Below are 26142 nucleotides of genomic sequence, written 5' to 3'. Positions count from 1 at the left end.
CGCTCGTGTCCGTCCCTAAACGAAGGCCTGCCCATTTGAGCCTATCGTTCCCGCTTGCGCAAGAGGACCAGGCGGGGATTGTCACCCCTCGCCTTCTGCGATTTAGTTCGTGCATCGACCTCATGCCGGGGATTTCCGATGACCGCTCCCGTCTCACGACCCGACGATCCCGCCTTGCTGCGAATCGATGGCCCGATCGCGACCATCACGCTCAACCGGCCCGCCGCGTTCAACTCGATCAATCTGGCGATTGCACAAAAGCTCGAACAGCTCGCGGCCTACCTTGAGGGCGCCGACGATATCAGGGTCGTGGTCCTCGAAGGCGAAGGCCGCGCCTTCTCGGCCGGCGGAGATCTGCAGACGATCGGCGCCGCGGCCGAAGCTGGCACGGTGACGCCTGTCGTCGGCGAGCTGTTGAAGCACTATCATGCCTTCATCGAGATCATCCGGCGCATGCCGAAGATCTCGCTGTCCAGCGTGCACGGCTCGGCGGCCGGCGCCGGCATGGGCCTCGCCTTCGTCACCGACCTCTGCATCGCCGCGGAGGATGCCAAATTCACGCCTGCCTACGCCAAGATCGGCGTGTCGCCGGATGGCGGATCCACGGTCGGCATCGTCAACACGGTCGGCCCGCGCCGCGCGCTCCAGATTTTCCTCGCCGAGGACAATTTCACCGCGCAGCAGGCCCATGAATGGGGCCTGGTTGCGAAGGTCGTTCCCGCCGCCGAGCTGAAGGCGGCAACGCGAACTCTCGCCGTGCGGCTGGCGCAGAACCCGCCGGCCGCGATTGCCGGCACCAAATCGCTGATCTACCAGGCCGCCACCACGCCGGTGAAGCAGCAGCTCGACGCCGAGGAGCACAAGATCATCATGGCGATGAACACGGAGGAGTTTCGCGCCGCCGTGAAGAAGTTCACGAGCAAGAGCAAGTAGTTCTCACTGCGGACAGATGTACCCCGTCCCTGCGGGGGACTTGAAGCAGCCGACCGACTCGGGGAGCACCTGCCGCGGCAGCCACAGCACCACGCTCGGGAAGTAGATCGCGAACGCGATCGTCCCGAGGAAGACCAGATAGATCGGCAACGCGGCGCGTAGCGCCTTTGCGAAACTGACGCCGACGAATTTCGACGCCATCAGCAGCACCAGGCCATAAGGCGGCGTGATCAGTCCGAAGGCGAGCGTGGCGATCAGCACCACGCCCATGTGAACGGCGTTGATGTCGCCGGCTTCCGTCAGCGTGTTGACCAGCGGCATGAAGATGATGATGGTCGGTACCGGTTCGATGAAATCGCCGACGACCGTGAACAGCAGTACCATCAGCAACATGATCAGATGCGGATCGTTGCCGGCGAGCGAGGTGATGACTTCGGCGATGTAGCTTGCACCGCGCAAATAGGCGAGCATCCAGCCGAAGGCATTGGCGGCGCCGATCGTGATCAGCGGCAGCGAGAAGATCAGGCCCGCAAGACAGAAATCGTACGGAATCTTCCTGATATGCCCGCGGTTGAGCGCGGGGATCACGACCACGACAATCCAGACCACGGCGACGACGCCGGCTTCCGTCGGCGTGAACCAGCCGGTCAGAATGCCCCCCAACAGGATCACCGGGATCATCAGCGGTAGCGCCGCATCGCCGGCCGCGAACACCACCTGCCGCAGCGGCGCGCGCGGCTTGCGCAGGCCGGACGGACCGAAGAAATAGCAGTAGATCATCAAGCCGAAGCCGATCATCAGGCCCGGCACGACGCCCGCCATGAACAGGCCGGCGATCGAGACGTTGCCGACCGCGCCATAGACCACCGCGGTGATGCTCGGCGGCACCAGTGCCGCAATCGTCGAGGCGGATGCGATGATGGCGGCGATGAAGGCGGGCTCGTAGCCCTCGCGCTTCATCGGGCCGCCCAGCGCGCGGCTCATCACCGCGACGTCGGCGGTGGTCGAGCCCGACATTTCCGAGAAGAACATGCTGAAGACCACCACGACCTGCGACAGGCCGCCTCTGATGTGGCCAACCAGGGACACCGAGAGGTTGGCTATTCGAACCACCACATTGGCCGAGCTCATGAGCTCGCCGACCAGCAGGAAAAAGGGGATCGCCAGCAGCGCCTCGGAATCGACGCCGTCGAAGACTTTCTGAATGATAGCGGCGAGCGAGACGTCCGACAGGAGCGCGCCGATGAAGACGCCGGCCATCAGCGAGAACGGCACTGGCACGCCGAGATAGCCGAAGGACAGAAAGCAGACCGTCATCAACGCCAGAACGATGGGTGCGCTCACGGCTGCGCCCTCATCTGTACGTCGGTGATGACAGGTGCCCCGCCATCCTCTTCGGGCGGCTCGGGGTGGTCAAAGCCGTTGCGCAGACCGTTGACGAGCTGCTCGATGGTGAACAGGCCAACCAGCACGCCGGAGAGCGGAATAATCGCGTAGAGCGAGGCGATCGGCGTGCCCGATGGCAGGCGAAAACTGCCGAAGCCGCGAAGATAGTTCTGATAGCCGTACAAGATCAGGCAGAAGGCGACGCCGAGCACCACGATGCGGATGATGATTTCGACGATCAGACGCGGCGTGCCGTGCATCGCCTCGGAGATTGCGGTGAGATAGAGGTGGTCGTTGCGCCGGGTCGCAGCCGCGGTGCCGACGAAGATCGCGTAGATGAACAGCGTCGACGTGACTTCCTGGAGCCATAGCCAGGGATGGCCGATGGTGCGGGTGACGATGTCGGCGGTCACCGACAGCGAGAAGCCGAAGCAGAGCACGCCGCAGAGGATCATCAGCGCGAGCTCGAGCCAGTCGAGCCCGCGCCATTTGAGGTGACGCTGGCGTTGCACCAGCAGTTTGTCGGCGATGGTCATCACTATCCCCGTCGTCCCGGCGAAAGCCGGGACCCATACCCCCAGCTGCGTGTGGTCAAAGCAAGCTGGCGGCTATCCTGCCCCAAGCTCCGCCGCGGCGTATGGGTCCCGGTTTTCGCCGGGACGACGCGGAGGCAACGCTACGCGGCCTAATTGATCGAGCGGATCAAATCCTTGATCTTCTCGGCGTGCGGGCCGAGCTCCTTGGCGAGCTTGCCGAGATAGGGATCGGCGACCGCCGTGAAGGTCTTCTTGTCGACGTTGTCGACGATCTTCACGCCCATCTTCTTCAGCTTCTCTGCGGCGGTGCGTTCGAGGTCGAAGGCCTTCTGCGGCTCCTTGGAGCTGACCTCGTTCCCCGCTGCCTGCACCCAGCCCTTCTGCTCGGCCGACAGGCTCTGCCAGAGCTTGTCGGAGATAAATACCAGCGCGTTGTTGGCCTCGTGCTCGGTGATGTTCAGGACCGGAGCGACCTCGTAGTGCTTGTTGACGAGGTAGACGTTGATGCTGTTCTCGGCGACGTCGACGACGCCGGTCTGCAGGCTCGTGTAGACGCTGCCGAACGGCATGTGCACGGTCTGGGCGCCGTAGGCCGGGAACATGGTGTCCTCGGTCGCGGTCGCCTGCACCCGGATCTTCAGGCCCTTGATGTCGCCGACATTGTGGATCTCCTTCTTGGAGTACATGTGGCGCACGCCCTGCGAGCCGGTCGCGATCACATGCAGGCCCTGTGTGGTCTCGTCGATCATGGTCTTGAGCGCCTCGAACACTTTTGGATCGGCCAGACCCTTGACCACGTGGTTCTCGTCGCGGAACAGGAAGTGCAACGACATCACGCCCGCTTGCGGCGAGATCGTCGCGGTGTTCGCCGAGGAGATGATCGCAAATTCGACGTCGCCCGCCTTCACGAGCTGGAGCACCTGCGGTTCCTGCCCGAGCTGCGCACCCGGATATTGATCGATGATCATGGTGCCTTTGCTCAATTCCTTGAGCTTTTCGGCAAAGAGGTCGCCCGCGATGGAATAGCCGGTATTGCGCGGCTGGTCGTAGGCAAAGCGATAATGCTTCACCTCCTGCGCCGATGCGCCCGTGACGAAAAGAACAGCGGCCGTTGCCGCCAGCCCAAGCATGGATCGTGCAATCATCGTTTCCCCCTTGTTTTATCGCTCGCCGCTTTAGCGGTCTGAGCGTTCGTTCGGGTGGTTGGTCACCCCTTATCCGTCTTCTTCCCAGTTCTCTGCATAAAATCGAAATCGCAGCCCTCGTCGGCCTGCATGATGGTCTCGTTGAATAGCCAGGCATAGCCGCGCCGCGCCTCGTCCGGCGTAGCCGCGGGTTTCAACGCGCCGCGCCGCCGTTCGAGCTCGGTAGCATCGACGAGAAGCTCGATGCTGCGCTTGGCGACGTCGAGGCGGATCATGTCGCCGTTCTGCACCAGCGCCAGCGGCCCGCCCACGGCGGATTCCGGCGTGACGTGCAGCACGATGGTGCCGAACGCGGTGCCGCTCATGCGCGCATCCGAAATGCGCACCATGTCCTTGGTACCGCCACGCGCGAGCTTCTTCGGGATAGGCAGATAGCCCGCCTCGGGCATGCCGGGCGCCCCCTTGGGGCCGGCGTTGCGCAGCACCAGCACGTCATCGGCGGTGACGTCGAGATCGGGATCGTCAACCCGGAGCGTCATGTCCTCGACGGATTCGAACACCACCGCACGCCCGGTGTGCTGCAACAGTTTCGGGCTTGCAGCCGACTGCTTGATGACCGCGCCGCGCGGGGCGAGATTACCGTGCAGGACGGCGAGGCCGCCTTCCTTCTTGATCGGATTGGCGCGCGGACGGATCACGTCCTGGCCGGGCACGTCTTCCGCCTTCGCGACGACGTCGCGCAGGCTCTCGCCCGTGATCGTCCTCGCATCGAGATCGACGAGATCGCCAAGCTGCGCCAGCAACTTCGGCACGCCACCGGCATGATGAAAATGCTCCATGTAATGCTCGCCGGACGGTTTGAGATCGACCAGCACCGGCACCTCGCGGCCGATCTGGTCGAAGACACCGAGATCGAGCCGGTGCGGCGAGCGATGCGCCATCGCGGTGAGATGGATCAGGCCATTGGTCGAGCCGCCGATGGCCTGGAGCACGACCTGCGCGTTCTTGAAAGATGCCGGCGTCAGCACTTCACTTGGCTTCGGTCCCTTGGTCTTGGCCATCTCGGCAGCGACCTTGCCGCTCGCCTCGGCAAGGCGAAAACGCTCGGCATGCGGCGCGGGGATCGTCGCGCTCATAGGCAGCGACAGGCCCATGGCCTCGATCATGCAAGCCATGGTGGAGGCCGTGCCCATCACCATGCAGGTGCCGACCGATGGTGCGAGGCGGCCGTTGACCGCCTCGATCTCGACATCGTCCATTTCGCCGGCGCGATACTTGCCCCAGAGACGGCGGCAATCAGTGCAGGCGCCCAGCACCTCGCCCTTGTGATGACCAACCACCATGGGGCCAACGGGAATGACCACCGTCGGCAGATCGGCGCTGATCGCGGCCATCACCTGCGCCGGCAGTGTCTTGTCGCAGCCGCCAATGACGATCACCGAATCCATCGGCTGGGCCCGGATCATCTCCTCGGTGTCCATCGCCATCAGATTGCGCAGATACATCGAGGTCGGATGCGCAAAGCTCTCGGCGATCGAGATAGTCGGGAATACGAACGGCATCGCGCCCGACAGCATCACGCCGCGCTTGGCGGCCTCGATGATCTGCGGGACGTTGCCGTGGCAGGGATTGTAGTCGCTGTAGGTGTTGGTGATGCCGACGATCGGGCGCTCGAGCGCGTCGTCGGAATAGCCCATGGCCTTGATGAACGCCTTGCGCAGAAACAGCGAGAAGCCGGCATCGCCATAGCTCGTCAGCCCTTTGCGCAACCCACTCGTCATCATACCACTCCCATCATCGGGTCATTGTCGTACAGCCTGCCCCTTGATTGTCAATAAGGCAGACATCAAACTTGGCATTTTCGCCATTGGCGCCCTGGTGACGACCAAATTATTGACAATCTGAGCCTTGCCTGCTCCACAGTACGGACCGGCCAAGCGCCGGGAGGCCGAGGGCATGTCCGACACTCACACCGCAGAAGCCATGACGGTCCGGCGCGACGATCCGGACGACATCGTCGCGCGGCTCGAGGAGGACATCATCTTCGGCCGGCTCGCGCCGGGCGCGCGCCTCACGGAAGACGCGCTGATGTCGGCTTACGGCACCTCGCGGCACTTCGTGCGCCAGGCGCTGGTGGATGCGGAGCGCCGCGGCATCGTCCGCCGCGAGAAGAATGTCGGCGCCACCGTGCGGTTCTACTCGGCCGAAGAGGTCGGGCAGATCTACGAGGTCCGGGAGATGCTGACCCGGCAGGCGGCGTTGATGATCCCCCTGCCCGCTCCGCAAGGCCTGATCGACGAGCTCTCCGCATTGCAGCGGCAATATTGCGCGAGAGCGGATTTGCAGGACCTGCGCGGCATCCACGAGGCCAACGACGCCTTCCACCTCGCGCTGTTCTCGGCCTGCGGCAATCCCTATCTGGTGCGCTCGCTGCAGGACTACATGAACCTGACGTTGCCGATGCGCGCCAAGAACCTCGCCGACCGAGACGGCCTCGCGCAATCACAGCGCCAGCACGAGCTGATGATCGAGCTGTTGAAGGGCCGTGACAGCTGGGCGCTGGCGCAGCTGTGTGTGGATCACATGCAGTTCAGCAAGAAGGATTACCTGGCGCGGATTGCGGGTGAGCAAGCCGAACAGCAGGGCCCGCGTTCATAGATGGGAGACGTTCGCTTCTCGCGGTGCTGCAGTTTACGCGGTAAGGGCGCGCTGGATTGCCCGCAATTGCAGGCCGCACGAGCCCATTCGGGCAATAACGCCCGCAGTCCATGACTTCTGGGGAACCTATGGTCGGCTTGGTACTTGGTCTTGCACCAATCCCCCACCATAGGAGCTGCCATGATTTGCCGTTTAGTCGGAGCCGCCGCTGTTGCCGTCGCCGTCCTGCTTCCCGTAACGACCCAGGCCCAGGGCGTTCCCGGAGGCGTCGAACGCGGTGCGCGGGATGGTGAGCGAGCGGCAGGGCCTGTCGGTGCAGTTGTGGGTGGCGTAGTCGGCGGCGTCGTTGGCGGCGTGGCGGGAGTCCTTGGCGTCGATCAACGTCCTCGCTTTCACTCCTACGTCGTCGAACAGCGGCGGCCCTCATATCAGTACCGCGAGGATGTGAGAGTCGGGGCGGTTCTTCCGGAGGAGGGCGTGACCTATTACGAGGTGCCACCCGAGTACGGCGCCCGTGAGTATCGTTACACGGTGGTGAACGGTCGCACGGTTCTGGTCGAACCGCGAACCCACCGGGTCGTCGAGATTGTCGAATAACAACCAAGGGCCGTCTTTCGAGACGGCCCTTTCGTTTGCGCAGATCTAAATCCCTCAAGTCCCGGTTCAGTACCGCCTCAGCAGACCGCGATCCACGCTGGCATCGCCATAGTCGACGCAGGCTCTCTTCGGGTTTCTGATCAGATCGGTCCGGACGCGCCTGAACGTTTTGGCGGCCGCGTCGGACACTTCGGGGCGAAATTTACCGGGATCGGAGGTCTCGCCATCGCGGGCCTTGATGGCCGCAGAATGGGCCTCGATCATCGCCATCGCGGCATCCGTGCTGCCGAGAAGTCGGGCGCCGAGCTGGACACTGCCGGCACCATTGACTTCGTAGCCGACACATCGTTGTTCGAGCACCGCGGACGCGGTGACGAGCTGGTCGAGGAACGTCGCCTCGGCGTCGCTGAGCATCGCGGCTCGCGCCGGTCCCGACATGATCAGCGCGAGCAGTACGACGGCTGCCAATTTGATTTTCATTGTGATCAAGGCACCGAATGCCGAATTACGATCGCGCAGATCGAGAGCCAGATAACCAGAGCAACGTTGATCTAGATCAATGGGCCGGGACGGCCAAAGCGAAGGCTCGGGACCTTGTATGCGCTCGCCCTGTGGGGAAAACGATTCAGCCGCCGTTTGGCTTGACCAACCGCACCACAGCAAGCGGCGTCGCCAGCTCGCAGGCGCGAGACATCGAAGCGGATCAATGCATGGCGATCATTGGCGAGATCACACACACCACGACCTACCGCTACGCAAAGCCGGTTACGTTCGGCACGCACCGAGCGATGTTCCTGCCGCGGCGCGGCTCCTCGACCCGACTGCTTCGTTGGTCCGCTCGGACCAGCCTGCCATCAAAGGTGCATTGGGTCACCGACTCCCGCTCCAATGCCGTCACGGTGATGGAATTCAGCGAACCCGGCAGCGAACTGACATTCACGTTCAAGGTTCGCGGCATCTATTTCGGCATTAAGGGTCTGGAGACGTTTCCGCTGGAGCCCCGGGCCGAAGAGGTTCCCGTGCAGTATACCCCGGACGAATGGACCGACCTTGCAGGTTACCTGCGTCCGCATGCTGACGATGCAGACGGCAGCCATGCGAGCTGGACCAAGAGCTTTGTCGCCGGCGATCAGGACCGGACCGTCGACGTGCTGCGCCGTATGCTGGGCATGTTCCGCAGCGAGTTCAGCTATCGCGGAAGAGAGGCCGAAGGCACCCAACCCCCGAGCGAAACACTGCGCACGAGATCAGGTACATGCCGGGACTTCGCCTGGTTGATGATCGAGACCTTGCGTCGGCTCGGCTTCGCATCCCGCTTCGTCAGCGGCTATCTCTACGACGCGGCGCTCGATGGCGGCGCCGTCGGCATGACCGGCTCCGGCGCGACCCACGCGTGGGTGCAGGTGTTCCTGCCCGGTGCCGGCTGGCTGGATTACGACCCAACCAACAGCCTGAGCGCCGGCTTCGACCTGATCCCTGTGGCCATTGCGCGGCATCCGGGCCAGGCCGTGCCGCTGGCCGGCTCGTGGTTTGGCGACCCCGGCGACTACCTCGGCATGTCGATCAACGTCGCCGTTAACAAGATCGGCGAAATGCTCGATCCTTCGGAGGGATAGGATGCCGAGAGATAGGCGCGGCGGTCACTTCCTCTCCTGACGCTGCTTGACCACCTCATTTTCTCGGCGGGCAGACAGCCCGAGCAAGACAATCGGCAATCGCTGACCATGGTGCTTGATCGCAACAACACGAGGGAACGTGCGGCGCTCGACTCTGCCTCCGCCCCATTTGAGCTCCTGAAGAGCAGGATCCGACAACTTTATGAAGGCGACACTTTCGGCTGCATAAGATTCCGATATGGCTTGCTCGTGCTTGATATCGTCACGGTTCTATTCATCATTGCGACGTCGTTCCTGCCTCGCAACAGGGCTATTGAGTCGCTCGATGTTGTGTTCGGTGTCTTGATCCTTGCAGACTTCTCCGCACGGATGATCATCAGCCGTCAGCCGCTGCGTGACCTTGCGCGACTTTCGACCTGGACCGACATCATCGTCATTGTTTCGTTCCTTGCACCACTCACAGGAGAAGCCGGCGGCTTCCTGCGCGCATTTCGAACATTGCGACTGCTGCGCGACTACCAAATGGTGGCACGTCTGCGGGTCGACAGCCCCTTCTTTCGGCGAAATGAGGAAGTCGTCTTTGCGGTCGCCAACCTCGGGGTGTTCATTTTTGTGATGACGGGGATCGTCTACGAGACCCAGAGGTCTCACAACAATCAGATCGCCCACTATGCCGACGCGCTCTACTTCACGGTCACGGCGCTAACGACGACCGGCTTCGGTGACATCACCCTGCCCGGAACTGTCGGACGCCTGATAACCGTCGTCATCATGATCTTTGGCGTGACCCTTTTCCTGAATCTCGCCAAGGCATTGCTCGCGCCCTCCAAGGTACGCTTCCCCTGCGCTGTCTGCGGTCTGCAGCGCCACGATGTCGACGCGGTGCATTGCAAGGCCTGCGGGACCGTGTTGAACATTCCCGATGAAGGCGCGGACTAGGCCCATGCCGGCCCGAGTGCCGGGACAGGCATTAAAACTGTTTGTCAAGCCATCGAAATTTCGCAAAGCCGAAATAGATAGGGGCCGGGCTCCGGCGCCACGTCCCGCGTCCCCATCCATCTCCCTCCCGAACGAAATGCCATGACGGAACAAACTCTGACGGAGCCGATCGCCGAGCGGCAAGCGCCACCTCGCGGCTTCTCGCGCTACCAGGCGGTCCTCGTCGCGCTGCTGGCGCTGGTCCAGTTCACGATCATCATCGATTTCATGATCATGTCGCCGCTCGGCGCCATCATGATGCCGGCGCTCGATATTTCCGCCGCCCAGTTCGGCGTGGCGGTCTCGGCCTATGCGTTCAGCGCGGGAATTTCCGGCATCCTGGCGGCCGGCTTTGCCGACCGGTTCGATCGCAAGCGGCTGCTGTTGTTCTTCTACGCCGGCTTCACGCTTGGCACGGCGCTTTGCGCGATCGCGCCCAACTATCACCTGTTGCTGCTGGGGCGGATCGTGACCGGCCTGTTCGGCGGCGTGATCGGCTCGGTCGTGCTCGCCATCGTCACCGATCTGTTTGGGCTGCAATTGCGCGGCCGCGTCATGGGTTTCGTGCAAACCGCCTTCGCTGCAAGCCAGGTGCTGGGCATCCCGGCCGGTCTTTTCCTCGCCAACCAGTGGAACTGGCATGTCGCGTTCGGCGCACTGGTCGGCCTGTCGGTGATCGGCATGGCCGCCGTGATGTTCCTGATGAAGCCGGTGAACGGCCATCTCGGGCTGAAGCAGGATCGAAACCCGTTTCGGCATCTGATCGCAACGGTCTCGCAGCCGCGTTATTGGATGGCGTTCTCGGTGACGACCCTGCTGGCGACCGGCGGCTACATGCTGATGCCGTTCGGCAGCGCCTACACCGTGCACAATCTCGGCATCGACATCGTGCATCTGCCGACGATCTATCTCGTCTCCGGCCTGTTCAGCATTGTCATCGGCCCCTTGGTGGGACGCGCGAGCGATGCCTTCGGCAAATACCCGACCTTCGTCTTCGGCAGCGCCATGTCCATCGTCATGGTGCTGATCTACACCCATCTCGGCGAGGTGAGTCTGACGGTCGCGATCCTGGTCAACGTCCTGATGTTCGTCGGCATCTTCTCGCGCATGATCCCGTCGCAGGCGCTGATTTCCGCAATCCCCGAGCCGGCGCAACGCGGCTCCTTCAGCGCGGTCGGCGCGTCGCTGCAACAGCTCTCCGGCGGGCTCGGCTCCGTGCTCGCCGCCGCGCTGATCGCGCAGGACGCCGACGGCACGCTGCGGCATTTCGACCGGCTGGGATACGTCGTCGTGACGACTGCGTTGATTTCCCTGATCCTGATGTACTTTGTGCAGCGGCCCATCGCAGCCCAGGCCGGCAAGCGCGTTGTCTAGGGCATCGATTCCGACGCCCTGGATTTGCGAATGCGCTCCTACCGCTTATTCCAATCAATGATCCGACTTGTGTCGCCGTCGAACTCGTTGCTGCAGAACGCGCCGCCCTGATAGTGATCGCCGACCGGATCGGGCTTCAGCTTGGCCTGCTCGGCCATCGCATGCGCCACGTGGTCCTCGGAGCGCCCCGTGGGGCGGTAGCCGAACTCGTAGGCGCGGTGGTTGTCCCACCACGCGCGCTCGTTCAGGGACACGCCGTAGAAGATCTCGAAATGAATGTCGGGATGCTCGAGCCCGATCCGGCAGAGCTGCACCAGATCTTCCGGCTTCAGCCAGATCGAGATCCGGCGGAGGTCCAGCGGTACGTCGCCGAAATTGCCAATGCGAAGGCAAGTCACCTTCAGGCCATGCTTGTCGGCATAGAGCGCGCCGACCGCTTCGCCGAACACCTTGCTGACGCCATAGCGGCCGTCGGGGCGTGGGGTCACGTCGGTGCCGATCTTGTGGTGACGGGGATAGAATCCGACGGCATGGTTCGAGGAGGCGAACACCACGCGCTTGACGCCCTTGCGATACGCTGCCTCGAACAGATTGTAGCCGCCGATGATGTTGGCCTGGAGGATGTCGTTCCAGGGACCTTCGACCGAATAGCCGCCGAAATGGATGATGCCGTCGACGCCCTCGCAGATCGCCTCGCACTGGGCAAGGTCGGAGAGATCCGCCGCCTTGAATTGCTCGTTGGGGCCGAGGTCGGCCGGCGGGCGGATGTCGCTGAGCAGCAGGTCCGGATAGATCGGCGGCAGCAATGTCCGCAGCCGCGTGCCGATTCCACCCGAAGCTCCCGTCATCAAGATGCGCATGTCATTCCTCGTCTTTGGCGACCGATTTGCCGTCACGTGTCTCTAATGATAGCTGGATTGTCCAGAGGGAACGAAACGAGAGAACCGACATGAATGAGGCATCGTCCCACACTCAAGGCTGGCGGCCAGCGACCTATTACCCCGATCCCGCGATAAAAGCACTCGATCCCCGCTTCGAAAAATACTGGTTGAAGCTCTCGGCGGTGGAGCGGCTGACGACCGGCATGCGCTGGGCCGAGGGTCCGGTGTGGTTCGGCGATGGTCGTTATCTCCTGTGCAGCGACATCCCGAACCAGCGCATTATCAAATGGGAGGAGGAGACCGGTGCGGTCTCAGTGTTCCGCAAGCCCTCCAATTTCGCCAACGGCAACACCAGGGATCGCCAGGGCCGGCTTGTCACCTGCGAGCATGGCGGGCGACGCGTCACCCGCACCGAATATGACGGCAACATCACCGTGCTGATGGATTCCTTTGGCGGCAAGAAGCTCAACTCACCGAACGACGTCGTGGTGAAGTCCGACGGCGCGGTCTGGTTCACCGATCCCACCTTCGGCCTGCTCGGCAATTACGAGGGCTACAAGGCCGAGCCCGAGATCGAGCCGAACGTCTACAGGCTCGATCCCGCGACCGGCAAGGCGACCATCGTTGCCGAAGGCGTGCTCGGGCCGAACGGGCTGTGCTTCTCGCCGGACGAGAAAATCCTCTACGTCGTGGAATCACGCGGCGTGCCGAACCGCAAGATCCTCGCCTATGACGTCTCGGCGGATGGCACCACGATCTCGAACAAGCGCGTCTTCATCGACGCAGGCCCGGGCACGCCGGATGGCATGCGCTGCGACATCGACGGCAATCTCTGGTGCGGCTGGGGCATGGGCGATCCCGAACTCGACGGCGTCGTGGTGTTCGCGCCCGACGGCGTCATGATCGGCCGCATCGCCCTGCCCGAGCGCTGCGCCAATCTCTGCTTCGGTGGCGTCAAGCGCAATCGCCTGTTCATGGCCGCGAGCCAGTCGATCTACGCGTTGTATGTGAACACGCAGGGCGCGGTGGGGGGATAGGCTTCCCAACTCTCTCTTCGTCATTGCGAGGAGCTCTTGCGACGAAGCAATCCAGACTGCACCCTCGGAAAGATTCTGGAATGCTTCGCTTCGCTCGCAATGATGGAACGAAAAACGCCGGAGCGGTTGCCCGCTCCGGCGTTTTGTTCACCCAGGCGCTAGAGATTACGCCGCGTTGAAGCCCGCGACGGCCTTCACTTCGAGGAAGTCCTCGAGGCCGTACTTGCCCCACTCGCGGCCGTTGCCCGACTGCTTGTAGCCGCCGAACGGCGCGGAGCGGTCATTGGGCACGCCCTGGAGGTTGACGTTACCGGCGCGGATCTGTCGGCCGACGCGCTTGGCGTCCTCGACCGAAGCGCCCGAGACGTAGCCGGCAAGGCCATACGGCGTGTCGTTGGCGATATGCACGGCCTCGGCTTCGTCCTTGGCGCCGATGATGGTGAGCACCGGTCCGAAGATTTCTTCGCGGGCGATCGTCATGTCAGGGGTGACGTCGGCGAAGATGGTCGGGCGGACATAGAAGCCCTTGTTGACGCCCTCGGGCAGGCCCGGGCCGCCGGACACGAGCGTTGCGCCCTCGTCGATACCCTTCTTGATCAGCCCCTGGATCTTGTCCCACTGGCCGCGGTTGACGACCGGGCCGATGGTGGTGCCTTCGGCGCGCGGATCGCCCGCCTTGGTCTTGTCGGCGACGGCCTTCGCGATCGCGGCGACTTCCTTCATCTTCGAGGCCGGCACGATCATGCGCGAGGGCGCGTTGCAGGACTGGCCGGAGTTGTTGAACATGTGCATCACGCCGCCGGTCACCGCCTTGGTGAGGTCGGCGCCTTCGAGGATGACGTTCGGCGACTTGCCACCGAGCTCCTGGCTGACGCGCTTCACGGTCGGTGCCGCACGCTTGGCCACGTCGATGCCGGCGCGGGTCGAGCCGGTGAACGAGATCATGTCGATATCGGGGTGCTCGCTCATGGCGGCGCCGACCTCGGGGCCGAGACCGTTGACGAGGTTGAACACGCCCTTCGGCACGCCGGCTTCATGGAGGATTTCCGCAAAGATCAAGGCCGAGGTCGGGGTGAACTCCGATGGCTTCAGGATCATGGTGCAGCCGGCGGCGAGCGCGGGCGCGACCTTGCAGGCGATCTGGTTGAGCGGCCAGTTCCAGGGCGTGATCATGCCGACCACGCCGACCGGCTCGCGCAGCACCATGGCGGTGCCGACCGGTTCCTCGAAATGATAGTTCTTGAGCACGTCGAGCGTGGTCATGAGGTGGCCGAGGCCGGCGCCGGCCTGGAGCTTTTCGGCCATCGGCAGCGGCGCGCCCATCTCGTCGGAGACGGCGGCACCGATCTCCTTGAGGCGGCCCTTATAAATCTCGATGACTTTCGTCAGCAGCGCGACGCGCTCGTCACGGCTGGTCTGGGAGAACGTCACGAACGCGCGCTTGGCGGCGGCGACGGCTTTGTCAACGTCGGCCTTGGAGCCCAGCGCAACCTCGTACATCGCCTCTTCCGTCGCCGGATTGACCACGGCGGTGGACTTCTTGACGGCGGGATCGACCCAGGCGCCGTCGATGTAGAACTGCATGCGATTGACCATAGTGAACCTCTTCTTGGGGGCTTGGAGGGGGCGTTTCGGCAGGCATCTTTGCACGAAAGCGCCGGCAATTGAACCCGCCATATGCGGGGCCAGCATTGCGGCGGACGGAGGTTATATGAGCCGATGGCGGAAGGGTGGCAAGGTCTCGCCTCACTCACGATGTCATCCCGACCTAGTGCGCAATTGCGCACTAGGCCGGGATGACGAATTAAACCGCCATCTTCCGATGCAGCACCGGCGCGCCCGTGGTGAGGCTTTCGGCCGCATCGATGATGGCATTGGCGCCGATGCCGTGGTGGCGGTAGAGGTCGGCGATGGTGCCGGTCTGGCCGAACTGCTCGACGCCGAGCGCCTCGACGCGATGGCCGCGGACGCTGCCGAGCCAGCCCAGCGCCGCCGGATGGCCATCGATCACGGTCACGATGCCGCAGTCGCGCGGCAGCGGCCCGAGCAGCTTTTCGATGTGGCTGAGATGCTGAACGCCGCGCCGATCACGGCGCAATTTCCGTGCGGCGGTCCACCCCGCATGCAGACGATCCGCGGACGTGATCGCGAGCAGGCCGATGTCGCGCCGGCTCTCGCCGATGAAGCCGGTCGCCTCGATCGCTTCCGGCGCAACTGCGCCGGTATAGGCGATGACGGCTTCGGCATTGGGGCCCGGCTTGCGCAGCCAATAGGCGCCGTCGGTGATGCCCTCTGCAAGCTCGGGTGTCATGATCCGCTGCGCCTGCTCGATGCTGCGCGTCGACAGCCGCAAATAGACCGAGCCGCCCTCGCCCGGATCGCGCTGCATGTGGTTGAAACCCCAACCCATGATCACGGCGAGCTCGTCGACGAAGGCCGGCTCGAACGAGGCAAGCCCGTCCTGCGCCATGCCGATCAAAGGCGTTGCGATCGACTGGTGCGCGCCGCCTTCGGGTGCCAGCGTGATGCCCGACGGCGTCGCCGCCACCATGAAGCGGGCATCCTGGTAGCAGGCATAGTTCAGCGCATCGAGACCGCGCTCGATGAAGGGATCATAGAGCGTGCCGACCGGCAGCAGCCGCTCGCCGTTGATCTGGTGCGACAGGCCGAGCGCCGAGAGCATGATGAACAGGTTCATCTCGGCGATGCCGAGCTCGAGATGCTGACCTTTGGGCGAGAAGTCCCAGTTGAAGGTGGAGGGAATTTTCTCGCTGCGGAATAAGTCCGCCTTCTCGCCGCGCGCGAACAGGCCACGTCGGTTCACCCACGGACCAAGATTTGTCGAGACGGTGACGTCAGGCGACGTCGTGACGATGCGCCTGGCAAGCTCGCTGTCGCCGCGCGCGATCTCGTTCAACACCAGCCCAAACCCCTGCTGGGTCGACATCTGCGGCGCCGGCTTGAAGGCGAGCTGCGACGGCACCTCGATCACAGGCGCGGTGAGCCGGCGGCCGTCCTGGTTGAACGGCACGCGCGCGAGAAAGGCGTCGAGCTCGGCGGCACTTTGCGCGAGACCCTCGTATTTGTCCCATTCGTGTCCGGGCCGGATGTTCTGGCTGTCGCGATATTTCTCCATCTGCGCGACCGTCATCAGGCCGGCGTGATTGTCCTTGTGGCCCTGGAACGGTAGGCCGACGCCCTTGATGGTGTAGGCGATGAAGCAGACCGGGCGATCGTGATCGATGGATTCGAAGGCGTCCAGCATGCTCGCCATGTCATGGCCGCCGAGGTTCGACATCAGCGCCAGCAATTCGTCGTCGCTGCGCTTGTCGATCAGCTTGGTGATCGGGCCCTGATCGCCGATCTCGTCGTGAAGATGTTTGCGGAACGCCGCGCCGCCCTGGAAACACAACGCGGCGTAGAGCGCGTTCGGGCAATTGTCGATCCAGCGCTTCAGCGCCTCGCCGCCGGGCTCGGCAAAGGCCTCGCGCATCAGCCGGCCGTATTTCACGATCATCACGTCCCAGCCGAAATTGCGGAATACGGTCTCGAACTTTTCCCAGAGACCTTCGCGGACGACGGCGTCGAGCGACTGCCTGTTGTAGTCGACCACCCACCAGGTGTTGCGCAGGCCGTGCTTCCAGCCCTCCGCGAGCGCCTCGAAAATGTTGCCCTCGTCCATCTCGGCGTCGCCGACGAGCGCAATCATCCGCCCTTCGCGGCGATCCTTCATCCAGCCATGTGCCTTGACGTAGTCCTGCACCAGCGAGGCGAACAGCGTCTGCGCAACGCCGAGGCCGACCGATCCGGTGGAGAAATCGACGTCGTCGACGTCCTTGGTGCGCGAGGGATAGGACTGCGCGCCCTTGAAGCCACGAAAATTCTCCAGCTTCTCGCGGCTCTGCCGGCCGAACAGATACTGGATGGCGTGGAACACCGGGCTCGCATGCGGCTTCACCGCGACGCGATCTTCGGGTTTCAGCACGTGGAAATACAGCGCCGACATGATGGTGGCGAGCGAGGCCGACGAGGCCTGATGTCCCCCGACCTTCAGGCCGTCCGCATTCGGGCGGATGTGGTTGGCCTGATGGATGGTCCATGACGACAGCCACAGCGCCTTGCGGGCGAGCGCGGTCAACGTGTCGAGGCGGGCGGTATCAACGGGCATGGCAATGCTCCCGGAAAACAGGTGCCCGATGATACCCCTGCGGGACGCGCCAAACTTCTCAATTTTTCGCGCGATACCGGCTAATATCGGGATAGATTACCAATCAATCGATAAAAACGACAGGTTCATCCCAATGCCCGCCCTCGACGCCATCGACCGAAAAATCCTCAGCTACCTCCAGAACGACAGCCGGCTGACCATGCAGGAACTGGCCGACAAGGTCGGGCTGTCGGTGTCGCCCTGCCATCGCCGCGTCAAGCTGCTGGAGGAGCGCGGCGTCATCTCGCGCTACATCGCGACCGTGGACCAGAAGGCGCTGGGGCTGCATGTCAGCGTCTTCATCTCGATCAAACTGGCGCGGCAGAAGGAGGAGGATCTCAACCGCTTCGCGCGGGCGATCTCGAAATGGGACGAGGTGCTGGAGTGCTATCTGATGACCGGCAACCGCGACTATCTCTTGCGCGTGGTCGCGGCCGACCTCGCTTCCTACGAGACTTTCCTGAAGACCAAGCTGACCCGGCTCGACGGCATCGCCTCGATCGAGTCCAGCTTTGCGCTCAGCCAAGTGAAATATTCGATCGCGCTGCCGGTGTAAGGCATCACCGCCACGGCTGCACGATGATCTTGGTGTGCGCCTCAGGATTGGCGAGGTCGGCGAAAGCCTTTGCGACGCCATCGATGCCGACTTCCGCCGTCACCATCGCCGCCGCATCCACCTGCCCTTCGGCGATCAGGCGCAGTGAGGCTGCGAATTCGTCGGGCGTGTAGCCGAGCACATACTGAACGTTGAGTTCCTTCATGATGCCGAGCATGGGCTCGCTCCTGTCGGTCTCCATGCACACACCGACCACGACGATCCTGGCATCGCGCGGCGCGCCTTCGAACACCTGCTGCAACAGCCCAGGCACGCCGACGCATTCGAAGATGATCGCGGGCTTCAGCGCGGGCAGCATCGCCTGCAAAGGCGGCCGCGCCGCCTTCTCCGCCTCCGACATTTGCGCATGCTCGGCCCAGGTCGCATAGGGCTGCGACACCCTTGGATCCACGACGATATCGGCGCCGAGTTTTGCCGCAAGCGCGCGCCGCGCCGGCGAATAGTCAGCGGCGACGATCGGATGCAGGCCCTTGAGCTTCAGCGCCGCAATCACCGCGAGCCCGACCGGTCCGCAGCCGATCACGAGCGGAACCTCGCCGCCACGGATGTTGGCCTTGGCGACGGCGTGAACGCCGACCGCGAGCGGCTCGGTGAGCGCGGCGTGCTCCGGCGCGAGACCGTTGGGCACCTCGAGCAGCAGCGCTTCGCTCAGCAGCATCGCCTCGGCGTAGCCGCCAATATTGTCGTTGGAATAGCCGATGCCTTCGATGCCCTGCGGCGTCACCAGGGCCGGCAGCGAGCAGACGCGCGTGCCAGGCTTGAGCTTGCGCGCAGTGCCCGGGCCGTAATCGACGATCTCGCAGCAGAACTCATGGCCGAACACGACGTCGCGGGCGAGATCCATCGGCTTGCGGCCGCTCTTTCGCGCCATCTCCACCATGCGATGGGCGTGCTGGCGCGCGTGCAGGTCGGAGCCGCAGATGCCGCAGGCGAGCGTCTTGACCAGCACCTGACCGGGGCCCGGCTTTGGCTCGGCCATCCGGTCGACGACAATCTCACCGTTCCTGAAAATCGCAGCGCGCATCCGGCTCCTCCCGTCTTGTTGGAGCCGTTGATAGCACGAAGCGGACGCGTGAACTTGCGTCAGGGGTTCGGGGAACGCTCTTCCATGATCAGGAGCTGGGCGCGACGGATGCGCTCGCGATGGGCGATGTAGAGCCCGCTGGCGACGATGAAGGCTGCACCGGTGACGGTCCAGACATCAGGCACTTCGCCGAACAGGAAGAAGCCCAGAATGCTCACCCACAGCAACTGCGTGTACGAGAACGGCGCCAGCACCGAGGCATCGCCGTAGCGATAAGCCAGCACGATGATCCACTGGCCAACGGTGGAGGCGACGCCGATCACGATGCCGAGTCCGATCGCGGTCCAGGTCGGCGTGACCCAGACGAACGGGACCATCAGAGAGAGGATCGCAACGCCCGTCAGCGCCGAATAGGCCATCGTGGTAAGGACGGCTTCGCGCCCGCTCATCATGCGCGTCAGGATCAGCGCCGCAGCCCAGCAGAACGCCGAGACGATCGGGAAGAACGCGGCGGCGTGAAACGCGCTGGAGCCCGGGCGCAGGATGATCATCACGCCGGTCAGGCCGATCGCGGTGGCGATCCAGCGGCGCATACCCACCTTCTCGCTCAGGAACACGATCGAGAGCGCGGTGACGAACAGTGGCGAGACGAACCCGGTGGCGGACGCTTCCGCGATCGGCAGGAAGCTCAGGCCGGTGATGAAGAACAGCGAAGAGCCGAGCAATGCCGCGCCGCGCATCAGCTGCAGGCCGAGGCGCTCGGTGCGCATGGCATGCAGCGGCGAGCCCGGCAGCATCACCGGCGTGAACATCAGCGCGAACGTCACGAAGCGGATCCAGGTGATCTCGATCGACGGCAGGCTCGACGACAAATATTTCGCGGTGACATCGGAGCAACCGAGAAAGATCGTCGACAGCAGCACCAGCGCGATGCCTTTGAAGGGATGATCGACGCGCGCGGGCGCGCGGCGCGCCTGCGGCTTCTTTTCCGGCATAGGCATGGGAATACTGTCGAGCCTTGCGGCTGCGGCGGGCGGCGGGGTCACGGCTGGAACCTAGAAAATGCGAATCGGGAATGATCGTAAAAAACGATAATTGCGCCGCTTTCACAACTTCCGAAAACAGGATGCCGATATGCGCTCACGTCCGCGCGCGTCAAGACTCCATTAAGAATAGGCGTTTGTGCACTACAGCATAGGCAGTCCGCGCGGCTTCGGACCGCGCGGAAACGCCGCATCGAGCGCCGCAATCTCCTCTTTCGTCAGCACGAGATCGCCAGCCGCGGCATTTTCGCCGGCATGTTCCGCGGACGACGCCTTCGGAATCGCGAACACCGTAGTCGCACGGGTGAGGAAGCTCAGCGCGACCTGGCGCGGCGTCGCGCGACGCGCCTCCGCGATGCGCGCCAGCACCGCGCCGCCCTTGCTGCTGCTTGCAGGGAAATCGTCGTGGCCGAACGGCGAATAGGCGACCACGGCGACACCATGCTGTTCGCACCACGGGATCACGGCGTGCTCGATCGCGCGTTCCTTGAGATGATAGAGCACCTGATTGCAGGCGATGCGGTCTTCGCCGGCGGCTTCGAGCATCTCGTCGAGATCATCGGCGTCGAAATTGGAAACGCCCCAGGATTTGATCTTGCCGGCCTTCACCAGCTCCTCGAATGCGGCCACGGTGTCCTCCAGCGGATACGAACCGCGCCAATGCAGCAGATAGCAATCGAGCCGATCGGTCTTCAGCCGCTTCAGCGAGCGCTCACAGGCGGTGATGGTTCCGCGGCGGGAGGCGTTACTCGGCAGCACCTTCGACACCAGGAACACCTCGTCGCGGCGGCCCGCGATCGCGTCCGCAATGACGAGCTCGGCATCGCCATACATCTCGGCGGTGTCGATGTGGGTCGTGCCGAGATCGAGCCCGCGCTGTAGCGCCGCGATCGCGCGCTTACGATCGCCATGGTCGAGATACCAGGTGCCCTGCCCGATGACAGAGACGCTGGCACCGGTTTTGCCGAAGGGTTTCGTGTTCATAATTGCTCCGATACCGCTCGTTCGCTCAGCCAACCGCCATCGAGCTCAAGAGTTCAATACGCCGATGTCGGCGACCAACACGCTACCGGTGGCGGACTCCGTGATATAGAGCAGATCTTTGTTCGCGCCACCGATCGCGACATTGGTGCAATTCGGCCCCGCGCACGACTTGACCCGCGCAATCAATTCGCCGTTGGGCGCGAACACGAAGACATGGCCGAGCGAGGCGTGACCGACGAACAGGCGGCCCTTGGCATCCATGGTCAAGCCATCGGGGCCACTGGTACCGAACAGCGAGCAGAAGCGGCCGACCTTCGACACGCTGCTATCCTTCATGAACGGCAACCGCCACACCGCGTTGTCGCGCGTCATCGCGACGAACAGCACGGTCTCGGTTGGGTCGAGCACCAGACCATTTGGGCTGATACCGGTGTTAACAAGGCAATCCAGCCGGCCGCCTGGCGTCAGGCGAAAGACACGGCCGCTGGGGTCATGCAGGCCGGTCTGACCCTGGTCGGTGAAATAGATGTCGCCGTTGGAAGCGAGATGCAAATCGTTGCAGCCGCGGAAGGACTCCGAGTTGCGCGAGGTCAGCACCGGCGCAATGCGCCCTGCCTCGGCGTCAAACTCCATGATGCCGTGTCTGTAATCGGCGACCAGGATGCGACCGTCGGCCGCGATCTTCAGCCCGTTCGGCCAGCCCTCATACTCGATCGCCAGCGACCACTCGCCGTCGGGCGCGATGCGGAAGATCCGGCCGAAGGGAATGTCGACGATGTAGAGATTGCCATCTTTGTCGAACGACGGGCCCTCGATGAAGGAGTCCGTCGGCACGCCCGGCCGATTGGCATCGGCCCAATCCGTCCGCTCGCCCTTGCGGCGGAATTTGTCGGGCATGGCGGAGAAGAGCCTGGTCTCAATCAGGCGCGGCGGCGTTTCCAGGTACATCATTGTTGTTTTGCGCGTTGAGGGCGAGAGCGCGGCACCATAGGGCACAATGGGGCGTGCGTCGATTGGGCTGAGGCGTAGCGCCCCGCCCGCTGTCATTCCCCGCGAAAGCGGGGAATCCAGTACGCCGTGGCCTTACCGCTTGATCACAGGCGTCTCGGCGTACTGGATCGCCCGGTCAAGCCGGGCGATGACGGCGGAGTATGCGGCGACGACCGAGAAATTCGCCTCTACCCCGCCGCGCCTGCGCGCTTGGTCTGCTTCGCCGGCGCAATTTCGGTCGTCGCAATCAGGCGCTTCAGCTCGGGAATGCAGGAGCCGCAATTGGTGCCGGCCTTGAGCTTTACGCCGATCTCGGCGGCCGTGCGCGCGCCTGCGACGATGGTGTCGCAGATGGTGCCGCGGCCGACACCAAAGCAGGCGCAGACGACCGGACCGGTCGAAGCCGCGCCCTCGCTCGACTTACCGGACAACAGCATGCGCCGCTGCTCGTCGGTGACATGGTCGGCGACGAACAGGCTCTTCACCACCTCCCAATCGCCGGCATCATGCGCGGGGCCGACGAACAGGCAGGTTTCGATGCGGTCGCCGGCAAACGACGCCGCGCGATAAACGCCGCCGCCAAAGTCGCGATAGTCGGCGACGTCCTCGCCGGCAACGCCACCGAGCCAGGCCGGCCAGCGCGACAGGTCCGCATTGTCGGCGAAGAGATAGCCGAAGCCGCCGGCAACAGTGACGCGGGTCCACATCAGGTTTGGCGGCAGGTCCAGCTGCTTGCGCGACAACGCAAAGCCCCGGAAGACGTATTCATAAGGCCCGATCGCGGCTGGTGTCGCCTTGGACTCCGGCTGCCCCGAGAACGGATCGGTGAACGGTGCGACCAACGCCCCGACGCGACCGTGCGAGGCGTTCATCGCACTCCAGTGGATCGGCGCGAACAGCGTGCCGCGCTGCTGGCGGTCGCTGACGACGACCTTGAGGGTGCACTGGCCGTAGTCGGTGGTGATCCGGGCATAGCCGTCATGGACGATGTTGTATCTGCCGGCGTCATCGGGATGAATCTCGACGAACGGCTCGGGCAGATGCGCGCCGAGCCGCTGGCTGAGGCCCGTGCGCGTCATGGTATGCCACTGGTCGCGGATGCGCCCGGTATTGAGCCGCAGCGGCCGCGAAGGCCCGGTCTCGCCACGCAGCGCCGGCACTTCCGGCGCGACGAAGCGGCCCTTGCCGTCGTTGGTGAAGAAGCCGCCGGCCGCGAAGAAGCGCTCGCCGGGCGCCCCGCCTTCACGCGCCGGCCACTGCACGGGCTTCAAGGCGTCGAAGCCCTCGTCGGACAGCGAGGTCAGCGCGCCGATATCGAAGTCGCGGCTGCCATCGTTCTCGAACGCCGAGAGCGCGGCGTGCTCGCGAAAGATGTCGGCTGCGGATTTGTAACTGAAACTGTCGCCAAAGCCGAGGCGTTTTGCGGTTTCGCTCAGGATCCACCAGTCCGGCCGCGCCTCGCCGGGCGCCGGCAGGAACGAACGCTGGCGCGAGATGCGGCGCTCGGAATTGGTCACGGTGCCCGACTTCTCGCCCCAGGCGAGCGCGGGCAGCAGCACGTGCGGGCCGGCATCGACCGTGTCGTTGGAGAGCACGTTCTCGGAGACCACGAACAGCTCGAGCTTCTTCAGCGCCTCGCGCACGAAGTCCGCGTCGGGCAGCGACACTGCGGGGTTGGTGCCCATCACCCACAGGGCCTTGACCTCGCCGCGGTTGATGGCTTCGAACAGCTGCACCGCCTTCAACCCTTCATGGGTGGCGATGCGCGGCGCCTTCCAGAACCGCCTGACACGGTCGATGTCCGGCGGCGTGAAGTTCATGTGTGCGGCGAGCTGGTTGGCGAGGCCGCCGACCTCGCGGCCGCCCATCGCGTTGGGCTGGCCGGTGAGCGAGAACGGCGAGGCACCCGGCTTGCCGATGCGCCCCGTCGCAAGATGGCAGTTCAGGATCGCGTTGACCTTGTCGGTGCCCTGCGCCGACTGATTGACGCCTTGCGAGTACAGCGTGACGACGCGGGGCGTGTCACGGAACATCTTGAAAAAGGTGGCAACGTCCTGCTCGGAAAGGCCGGTGGCCAGTGCGGTCGCGGTGACGCTGCCGGCAATGCTGCGTGCGCGCGCCAGCGCGTCGTCAAAGCCCGACGTGTTTTGCGCGATGTAATCCTGATCCAGTGCACCATTGTCGGCGAGGTGAACGAACAGGCCGCAGAACAGCGCCGTGTCGGTGCCGGGCTTGAGGCCCAGGAACAGATCGACATCGGTCGCGGTGTCGGTGCGGCGCGGATCGATCACGATCATGCGGGCGCCGCGCTCCCCACGGTTCTTCAACATGCGCTGGAACAGGACCGGGTGGCACCAGGCGGCATTCGAGCCGACGAACACCAGCAGATCGGCCTGGTCGAGATCCTCGTAGCAGCCGGGCACGGTGTCGGCGCCGAAGGCGCGGCGGTGACCGGCGACCGAGGACGACATGCACAGCCGCGAATTGGTGTCGACGTTGGCCGTGCCGACAAAACCCTTCATCAGCTTGTTGGCGACGTAATAGTCCTCGGTCAGCAGTTGGCCAGAGAGATAGAATGCGACCGCGTCGGCGCCATCGCGCGCGACGATGTGCTGCATGCGGTGGGCGACGTGATCGAGCGCATCGCTCCAGGCGACGCGTTCGAGCACGCCCTTGCAGCGGATCATCGGATAGAGCAGCCGGCTTTCCAGCCCGACCGTCTCGCCGAGCGCCGAGCCCTTGGAGCACAGCCGGCCGAAATTGGCAGGATGATCGGGATCGCCCGCGATCGCCGCGCCGCCCTTGCCGTCCGGCGTCGCCAGCACGCCGCAGCCGACGCCGCAATACGGACAGGTCGTCTTGGTGGCACGGAGCGTGGGATCGATCGCCGTCATTTCAAGCCGCCTCTATCAAGCCGCTTTGGAGGGACGCGCGAGCACGCGGCCGAACATCATGTCGGCGCGGATCGCCGCCACCTTTTCGCGGTTGCGGATCAGTTCGAGATACCAGAGCGCATCGACGGTATCGCCGATCAGCAGGGCGCCGGTGAGCCGGCCCTCGGCGATGACGAGCTTCTTGTAAGTGCCGCGCCTGCGGTCTGACAGCACGAGGCTCTCGCTGCCCTCCCCGCCCATGAAGTCGCCGGCGGAGAATACGCTGACCCCCGACACCTTCAGATTGGTCGAGACCACGCTGCCCTGATAGGCCGCGGGACGACCGGAGAGATGCCGCGCCAGCACGCGCGCCTGCTCGTAGGCAGGCTCGACGAGCCCGTAGCAGGTGCCGCGATGCTCGGCGCACTCGCCGAGCGCGTAGATATCGGGTGACGCCGTCTGCATTTCGTCGTTGACGACGATGCCGCGGTTGACTGCGATGCCGGCGTCCTTTGCCAGCGCAATGTTGGGCCTGATGCCGGCGGCGAAGATCACCGCATCGGCCTCGATGCGGCTGCCGTCGGCAAGCTCGACCGCTTCGACATGGCCCTCGCCGTGGATGCGCGCTGTGGATGCATTGAGCAGGATGCAAATGCCCTTGCGCTCGACCAACGTCTTGAGCAGGTCGGCAGCGGGCGCATCGAGCTGGCGCTCCATCAGCCGGTCCATCAGATGCAGCAGCGTCACGGGCGCACCGGCCTTGGCGAGGCCGTAAGCCGCTTCGAGTCCGAGCAGACCGCCGCCGACCACGACGACGCGCTTCCTTGCGGCAGCGAGCGTCAGCAGCAGATCGACGTCGCGGGTGTCGCGGAAGGTGTGCACGCCGGAAAGGTCGGCGCCCGGCACGTTGAGCCGCAGCGGCGTCGAGCCGACGGCGAGCACGAGCTTGGAATATTCCATGCTCTCTTCGCCTTCGATCTTGAGCTCGCGTCGGCCGGTGTCGATCTCGCTGACGCGATAGCCGTAGCGCACCGTGACGCCGCGATGGCGCCACCAGTCGGCGGGACGAAGCTCGATCTCGTGCGAGCCGGTTTCGCCGGCCAGCACGGAGGAGAGCAGAACGCGGTTGTAAGCGAGCCGCGGCTCTTCGCCGATCACGGCGACCGCGTAGCGGCCGAGCGAGGTCTTGGCGAGCTCGTCGACCAGACGCGCGGCCGCCATACCGTTACCGACGATGACCAGCGGTTCACTCACAACGCATCTC

22 protein-coding genes are annotated in these 26142 nt (G+C 64.1%); 8 read left to right on the top strand and 14 right to left on the bottom strand.

Annotated elements, in window-relative coordinates:
- Positions 1–138: 138 nt before the first annotated feature.
- Positions 139–933 carry an enoyl-CoA hydratase-related protein gene (locus tag IVB45_RS10760; protein WP_247360022.1) on the top strand — a complete coding sequence of 265 codons (795 nt, stop codon included), beginning with the start codon at positions 139–141 and terminating at the stop codon, positions 931–933.
- A 3-nt stretch (positions 934–936) separates the two neighbouring features.
- Here the strand turns inward: IVB45_RS10760 and IVB45_RS10755 are convergent, their stop codons facing one another.
- The 4 genes from IVB45_RS10755 to IVB45_RS10740 form a co-directional block, all read right to left on the bottom strand.
- Complete coding sequence (locus IVB45_RS10755; RefSeq protein ID WP_027568862.1) at positions 937–2277, bottom strand: TRAP transporter large permease; 1341 nt, start codon at positions 2275–2277, stop codon at positions 937–939.
- On the bottom strand, positions 2274–2855 hold the full coding sequence (locus IVB45_RS10750; protein WP_027568861.1) for a TRAP transporter small permease subunit: 582 nt from the start codon (positions 2853–2855) through the stop codon (positions 2274–2276). Before IVB45_RS10750 ends, IVB45_RS10755 begins: the two co-directional genes overlap by 4 nt.
- Positions 2856–3004: 149 nt before the next feature.
- On the bottom strand, positions 3005–4000 hold the full coding sequence (locus tag IVB45_RS10745) for a TRAP transporter substrate-binding protein (RefSeq protein WP_247360023.1): 996 nt from the start codon (positions 3998–4000) through the stop codon (positions 3005–3007).
- A gap of 62 nt (positions 4001–4062) precedes the next feature.
- Complete coding sequence (locus tag IVB45_RS10740; protein ID WP_247360168.1) at positions 4063–5781, bottom strand: IlvD/Edd family dehydratase; 1719 nt, start codon at positions 5779–5781, stop codon at positions 4063–4065.
- Between the two features lie 175 nt (positions 5782–5956).
- Here IVB45_RS10740 and IVB45_RS10735 point away from each other — a divergent pair, with 175 nt between their 5' ends.
- Both IVB45_RS10735 and IVB45_RS10730 read left to right on the top strand, forming a co-directional pair.
- Positions 5957–6658, top strand: coding sequence for a GntR family transcriptional regulator (locus IVB45_RS10735; RefSeq protein ID WP_027568858.1), 702 nt, complete (start codon positions 5957–5959; stop codon positions 6656–6658).
- A gap of 180 nt (positions 6659–6838) precedes the next feature.
- Positions 6839–7255 (top strand): DUF1236 domain-containing protein, encoded by a 417-nt coding sequence (locus tag IVB45_RS10730; RefSeq protein ID WP_247360024.1) that lies wholly within the window; start codon positions 6839–6841, stop codon positions 7253–7255.
- Positions 7256–7321: 66 nt separating this feature from the next.
- On the opposite strand, the gene IVB45_RS10725 is transcribed toward IVB45_RS10730, so the two are convergent.
- Positions 7322–7735: a hypothetical protein gene (locus tag IVB45_RS10725; RefSeq protein ID WP_247360025.1), complete on the bottom strand. Its 414-nt coding sequence runs from the start codon at positions 7733–7735 to the stop codon at positions 7322–7324.
- 161 nt (positions 7736–7896) lie between these two features.
- Here IVB45_RS10725 and IVB45_RS10720 point away from each other — a divergent pair, with 161 nt between their 5' ends.
- From IVB45_RS10720 to IVB45_RS10710, 3 genes are all read left to right on the top strand, one after another.
- A complete protein-coding gene (locus IVB45_RS10720) occupies positions 7897–8871 on the top strand; it encodes a transglutaminase family protein (protein ID WP_247360026.1) in 975 nt (324 codons plus the stop codon).
- Positions 8872–8979: 108 nt separating this feature from the next.
- Entirely contained in the window at positions 8980–9810 is an 831-nt protein-coding gene (locus tag IVB45_RS10715; RefSeq protein ID WP_081747937.1) for a potassium channel family protein, read from the top strand.
- Positions 9811–9951: 141 nt separating this feature from the next.
- Positions 9952–11223: an MFS transporter gene (locus IVB45_RS10710; protein ID WP_247360027.1), complete on the top strand. Its 1272-nt coding sequence runs from the start codon at positions 9952–9954 to the stop codon at positions 11221–11223.
- Between the two features lie 38 nt (positions 11224–11261).
- On the opposite strand, the gene IVB45_RS10705 is transcribed toward IVB45_RS10710, so the two are convergent.
- The gene (locus tag IVB45_RS10705) at positions 11262–12083 is read right to left on the bottom strand and encodes an NAD(P)-dependent oxidoreductase (protein WP_247360028.1); all 822 of its coding nucleotides are present in this window, start codon (positions 12081–12083) and stop codon (positions 11262–11264) included.
- 89 nt (positions 12084–12172) lie between these two features.
- On the opposite strand from IVB45_RS10705, the gene IVB45_RS10700 reads away from it, so the two are divergent.
- Positions 12173–13141, top strand: a complete 969-nt coding sequence (locus tag IVB45_RS10700) for an SMP-30/gluconolactonase/LRE family protein (RefSeq protein ID WP_247360029.1) — start codon at positions 12173–12175, stop codon at positions 13139–13141.
- A gap of 165 nt (positions 13142–13306) precedes the next feature.
- Here the strand turns inward: IVB45_RS10700 and IVB45_RS10695 are convergent, their stop codons facing one another.
- The gene (locus IVB45_RS10695; RefSeq protein WP_247360030.1) at positions 13307–14737 is read right to left on the bottom strand and encodes an aldehyde dehydrogenase family protein; all 1431 of its coding nucleotides are present in this window, start codon (positions 14735–14737) and stop codon (positions 13307–13309) included.
- 208 nt (positions 14738–14945) lie between these two features.
- Positions 14946–17309, bottom strand: a complete 2364-nt coding sequence (locus tag IVB45_RS10690; protein WP_247360031.1) for a transketolase — start codon at positions 17307–17309, stop codon at positions 14946–14948.
- Positions 17310–17442: 133 nt separating this feature from the next.
- Between IVB45_RS10690 and IVB45_RS10685 the strand changes: the two genes are divergently transcribed.
- Positions 17443–17904, top strand: a complete 462-nt coding sequence (locus tag IVB45_RS10685) for an Lrp/AsnC family transcriptional regulator (protein ID WP_007593935.1) — start codon at positions 17443–17445, stop codon at positions 17902–17904.
- A 4-nt stretch (positions 17905–17908) separates the two neighbouring features.
- Here IVB45_RS10685 and IVB45_RS10680 read toward each other — a convergent pair whose 3' ends face one another.
- From IVB45_RS10680 to IVB45_RS10655, 6 genes are all read right to left on the bottom strand, one after another.
- Entirely contained in the window at positions 17909–18988 is a 1080-nt protein-coding gene (locus tag IVB45_RS10680) for a zinc-binding dehydrogenase (RefSeq protein WP_247360032.1), read from the bottom strand.
- 59 nt (positions 18989–19047) lie between these two features.
- Positions 19048–19989, bottom strand: a complete 942-nt coding sequence (locus tag IVB45_RS10675; RefSeq protein WP_219682786.1) for a DMT family transporter — start codon at positions 19987–19989, stop codon at positions 19048–19050.
- 186 nt (positions 19990–20175) lie between these two features.
- The gene (locus IVB45_RS10670) at positions 20176–21015 is read right to left on the bottom strand and encodes an aldo/keto reductase (protein ID WP_247360033.1); all 840 of its coding nucleotides are present in this window, start codon (positions 21013–21015) and stop codon (positions 20176–20178) included.
- A gap of 45 nt (positions 21016–21060) precedes the next feature.
- Positions 21061–21963, bottom strand: a complete 903-nt coding sequence (locus tag IVB45_RS10665; RefSeq protein ID WP_247360170.1) for an SMP-30/gluconolactonase/LRE family protein — start codon at positions 21961–21963, stop codon at positions 21061–21063.
- Between the two features lie 230 nt (positions 21964–22193).
- Entirely contained in the window at positions 22194–24899 is a 2706-nt protein-coding gene (locus IVB45_RS10660) for a nitrate reductase (protein WP_247360034.1), read from the bottom strand.
- Positions 24900–24914: 15 nt separating this feature from the next.
- Positions 24915–26132 carry an FAD-dependent oxidoreductase gene (locus IVB45_RS10655; RefSeq protein ID WP_256469509.1) on the bottom strand — a complete coding sequence of 406 codons (1218 nt, stop codon included), beginning with the start codon at positions 26130–26132 and terminating at the stop codon, positions 24915–24917.
- Positions 26133–26142: the final 10 nt, after the last annotated feature.

Source organism: Bradyrhizobium sp. 4 (genome assembly GCF_023100905.1).
In the GTDB taxonomy this organism is placed as follows: domain Bacteria; phylum Pseudomonadota; class Alphaproteobacteria; order Rhizobiales; family Xanthobacteraceae; genus Bradyrhizobium.
Note: the sequence above shows the minus strand (reverse complement) of the source record. Positions and strands in the feature narration are given on the sequence as shown.

Excerpts from the sequence above, each read along its gene's own strand:
- IVB45_RS10760 (WP_247360022.1), top strand. The coding sequence starts at position 139 with ATGACCGCTCCCGTCTCACGACCCGACGATCCCGCCTTGCTGCGAATC.
- IVB45_RS10750 (WP_027568861.1), bottom strand. The coding sequence starts at position 2,855 with ATGACCATCGCCGACAAACTGCTGGTGCAACGCCAGCGTCACCTCAAA.
- IVB45_RS10745 (WP_247360023.1), bottom strand. The coding sequence starts at position 4,000 with ATGATTGCACGATCCATGCTTGGGCTGGCGGCAACGGCCGCTGTTCTT.
- IVB45_RS10740 (WP_247360168.1), bottom strand. The coding sequence starts at position 5,781 with ATGACGAGTGGGTTGCGCAAAGGGCTGACGAGCTATGGCGATGCCGGC.
- IVB45_RS10735 (WP_027568858.1), top strand. The coding sequence starts at position 5,957 with ATGTCCGACACTCACACCGCAGAAGCCATGACGGTCCGGCGCGACGAT.
- IVB45_RS10730 (WP_247360024.1), top strand. The coding sequence starts at position 6,839 with ATGATTTGCCGTTTAGTCGGAGCCGCCGCTGTTGCCGTCGCCGTCCTG.
- IVB45_RS10725 (WP_247360025.1), bottom strand. The coding sequence starts at position 7,735 with ATGAAAATCAAATTGGCAGCCGTCGTACTGCTCGCGCTGATCATGTCG.
- IVB45_RS10715 (WP_081747937.1), top strand. The coding sequence starts at position 8,980 with ATGGTGCTTGATCGCAACAACACGAGGGAACGTGCGGCGCTCGACTCT.
- IVB45_RS10710 (WP_247360027.1), top strand. The coding sequence starts at position 9,952 with ATGACGGAACAAACTCTGACGGAGCCGATCGCCGAGCGGCAAGCGCCA.
- IVB45_RS10705 (WP_247360028.1), bottom strand. The coding sequence starts at position 12,083 with ATGCGCATCTTGATGACGGGAGCTTCGGGTGGAATCGGCACGCGGCTG.
- IVB45_RS10700 (WP_247360029.1), top strand. The coding sequence starts at position 12,173 with ATGAATGAGGCATCGTCCCACACTCAAGGCTGGCGGCCAGCGACCTAT.
- IVB45_RS10695 (WP_247360030.1), bottom strand. The coding sequence starts at position 14,737 with ATGGTCAATCGCATGCAGTTCTACATCGACGGCGCCTGGGTCGATCCC.
- IVB45_RS10690 (WP_247360031.1), bottom strand. The coding sequence starts at position 17,309 with ATGCCCGTTGATACCGCCCGCCTCGACACGTTGACCGCGCTCGCCCGC.
- IVB45_RS10685 (WP_007593935.1), top strand. The coding sequence starts at position 17,443 with ATGCCCGCCCTCGACGCCATCGACCGAAAAATCCTCAGCTACCTCCAG.
- IVB45_RS10680 (WP_247360032.1), bottom strand. The coding sequence starts at position 18,988 with ATGCGCGCTGCGATTTTCAGGAACGGTGAGATTGTCGTCGACCGGATG.
- IVB45_RS10675 (WP_219682786.1), bottom strand. The coding sequence starts at position 19,989 with ATGCCTATGCCGGAAAAGAAGCCGCAGGCGCGCCGCGCGCCCGCGCGC.
- IVB45_RS10670 (WP_247360033.1), bottom strand. The coding sequence starts at position 21,015 with ATGAACACGAAACCCTTCGGCAAAACCGGTGCCAGCGTCTCTGTCATC.
- IVB45_RS10665 (WP_247360170.1), bottom strand. The coding sequence starts at position 21,963 with ATGTACCTGGAAACGCCGCCGCGCCTGATTGAGACCAGGCTCTTCTCC.
- IVB45_RS10660 (WP_247360034.1), bottom strand. The coding sequence starts at position 24,899 with ATGACGGCGATCGATCCCACGCTCCGTGCCACCAAGACGACCTGTCCG.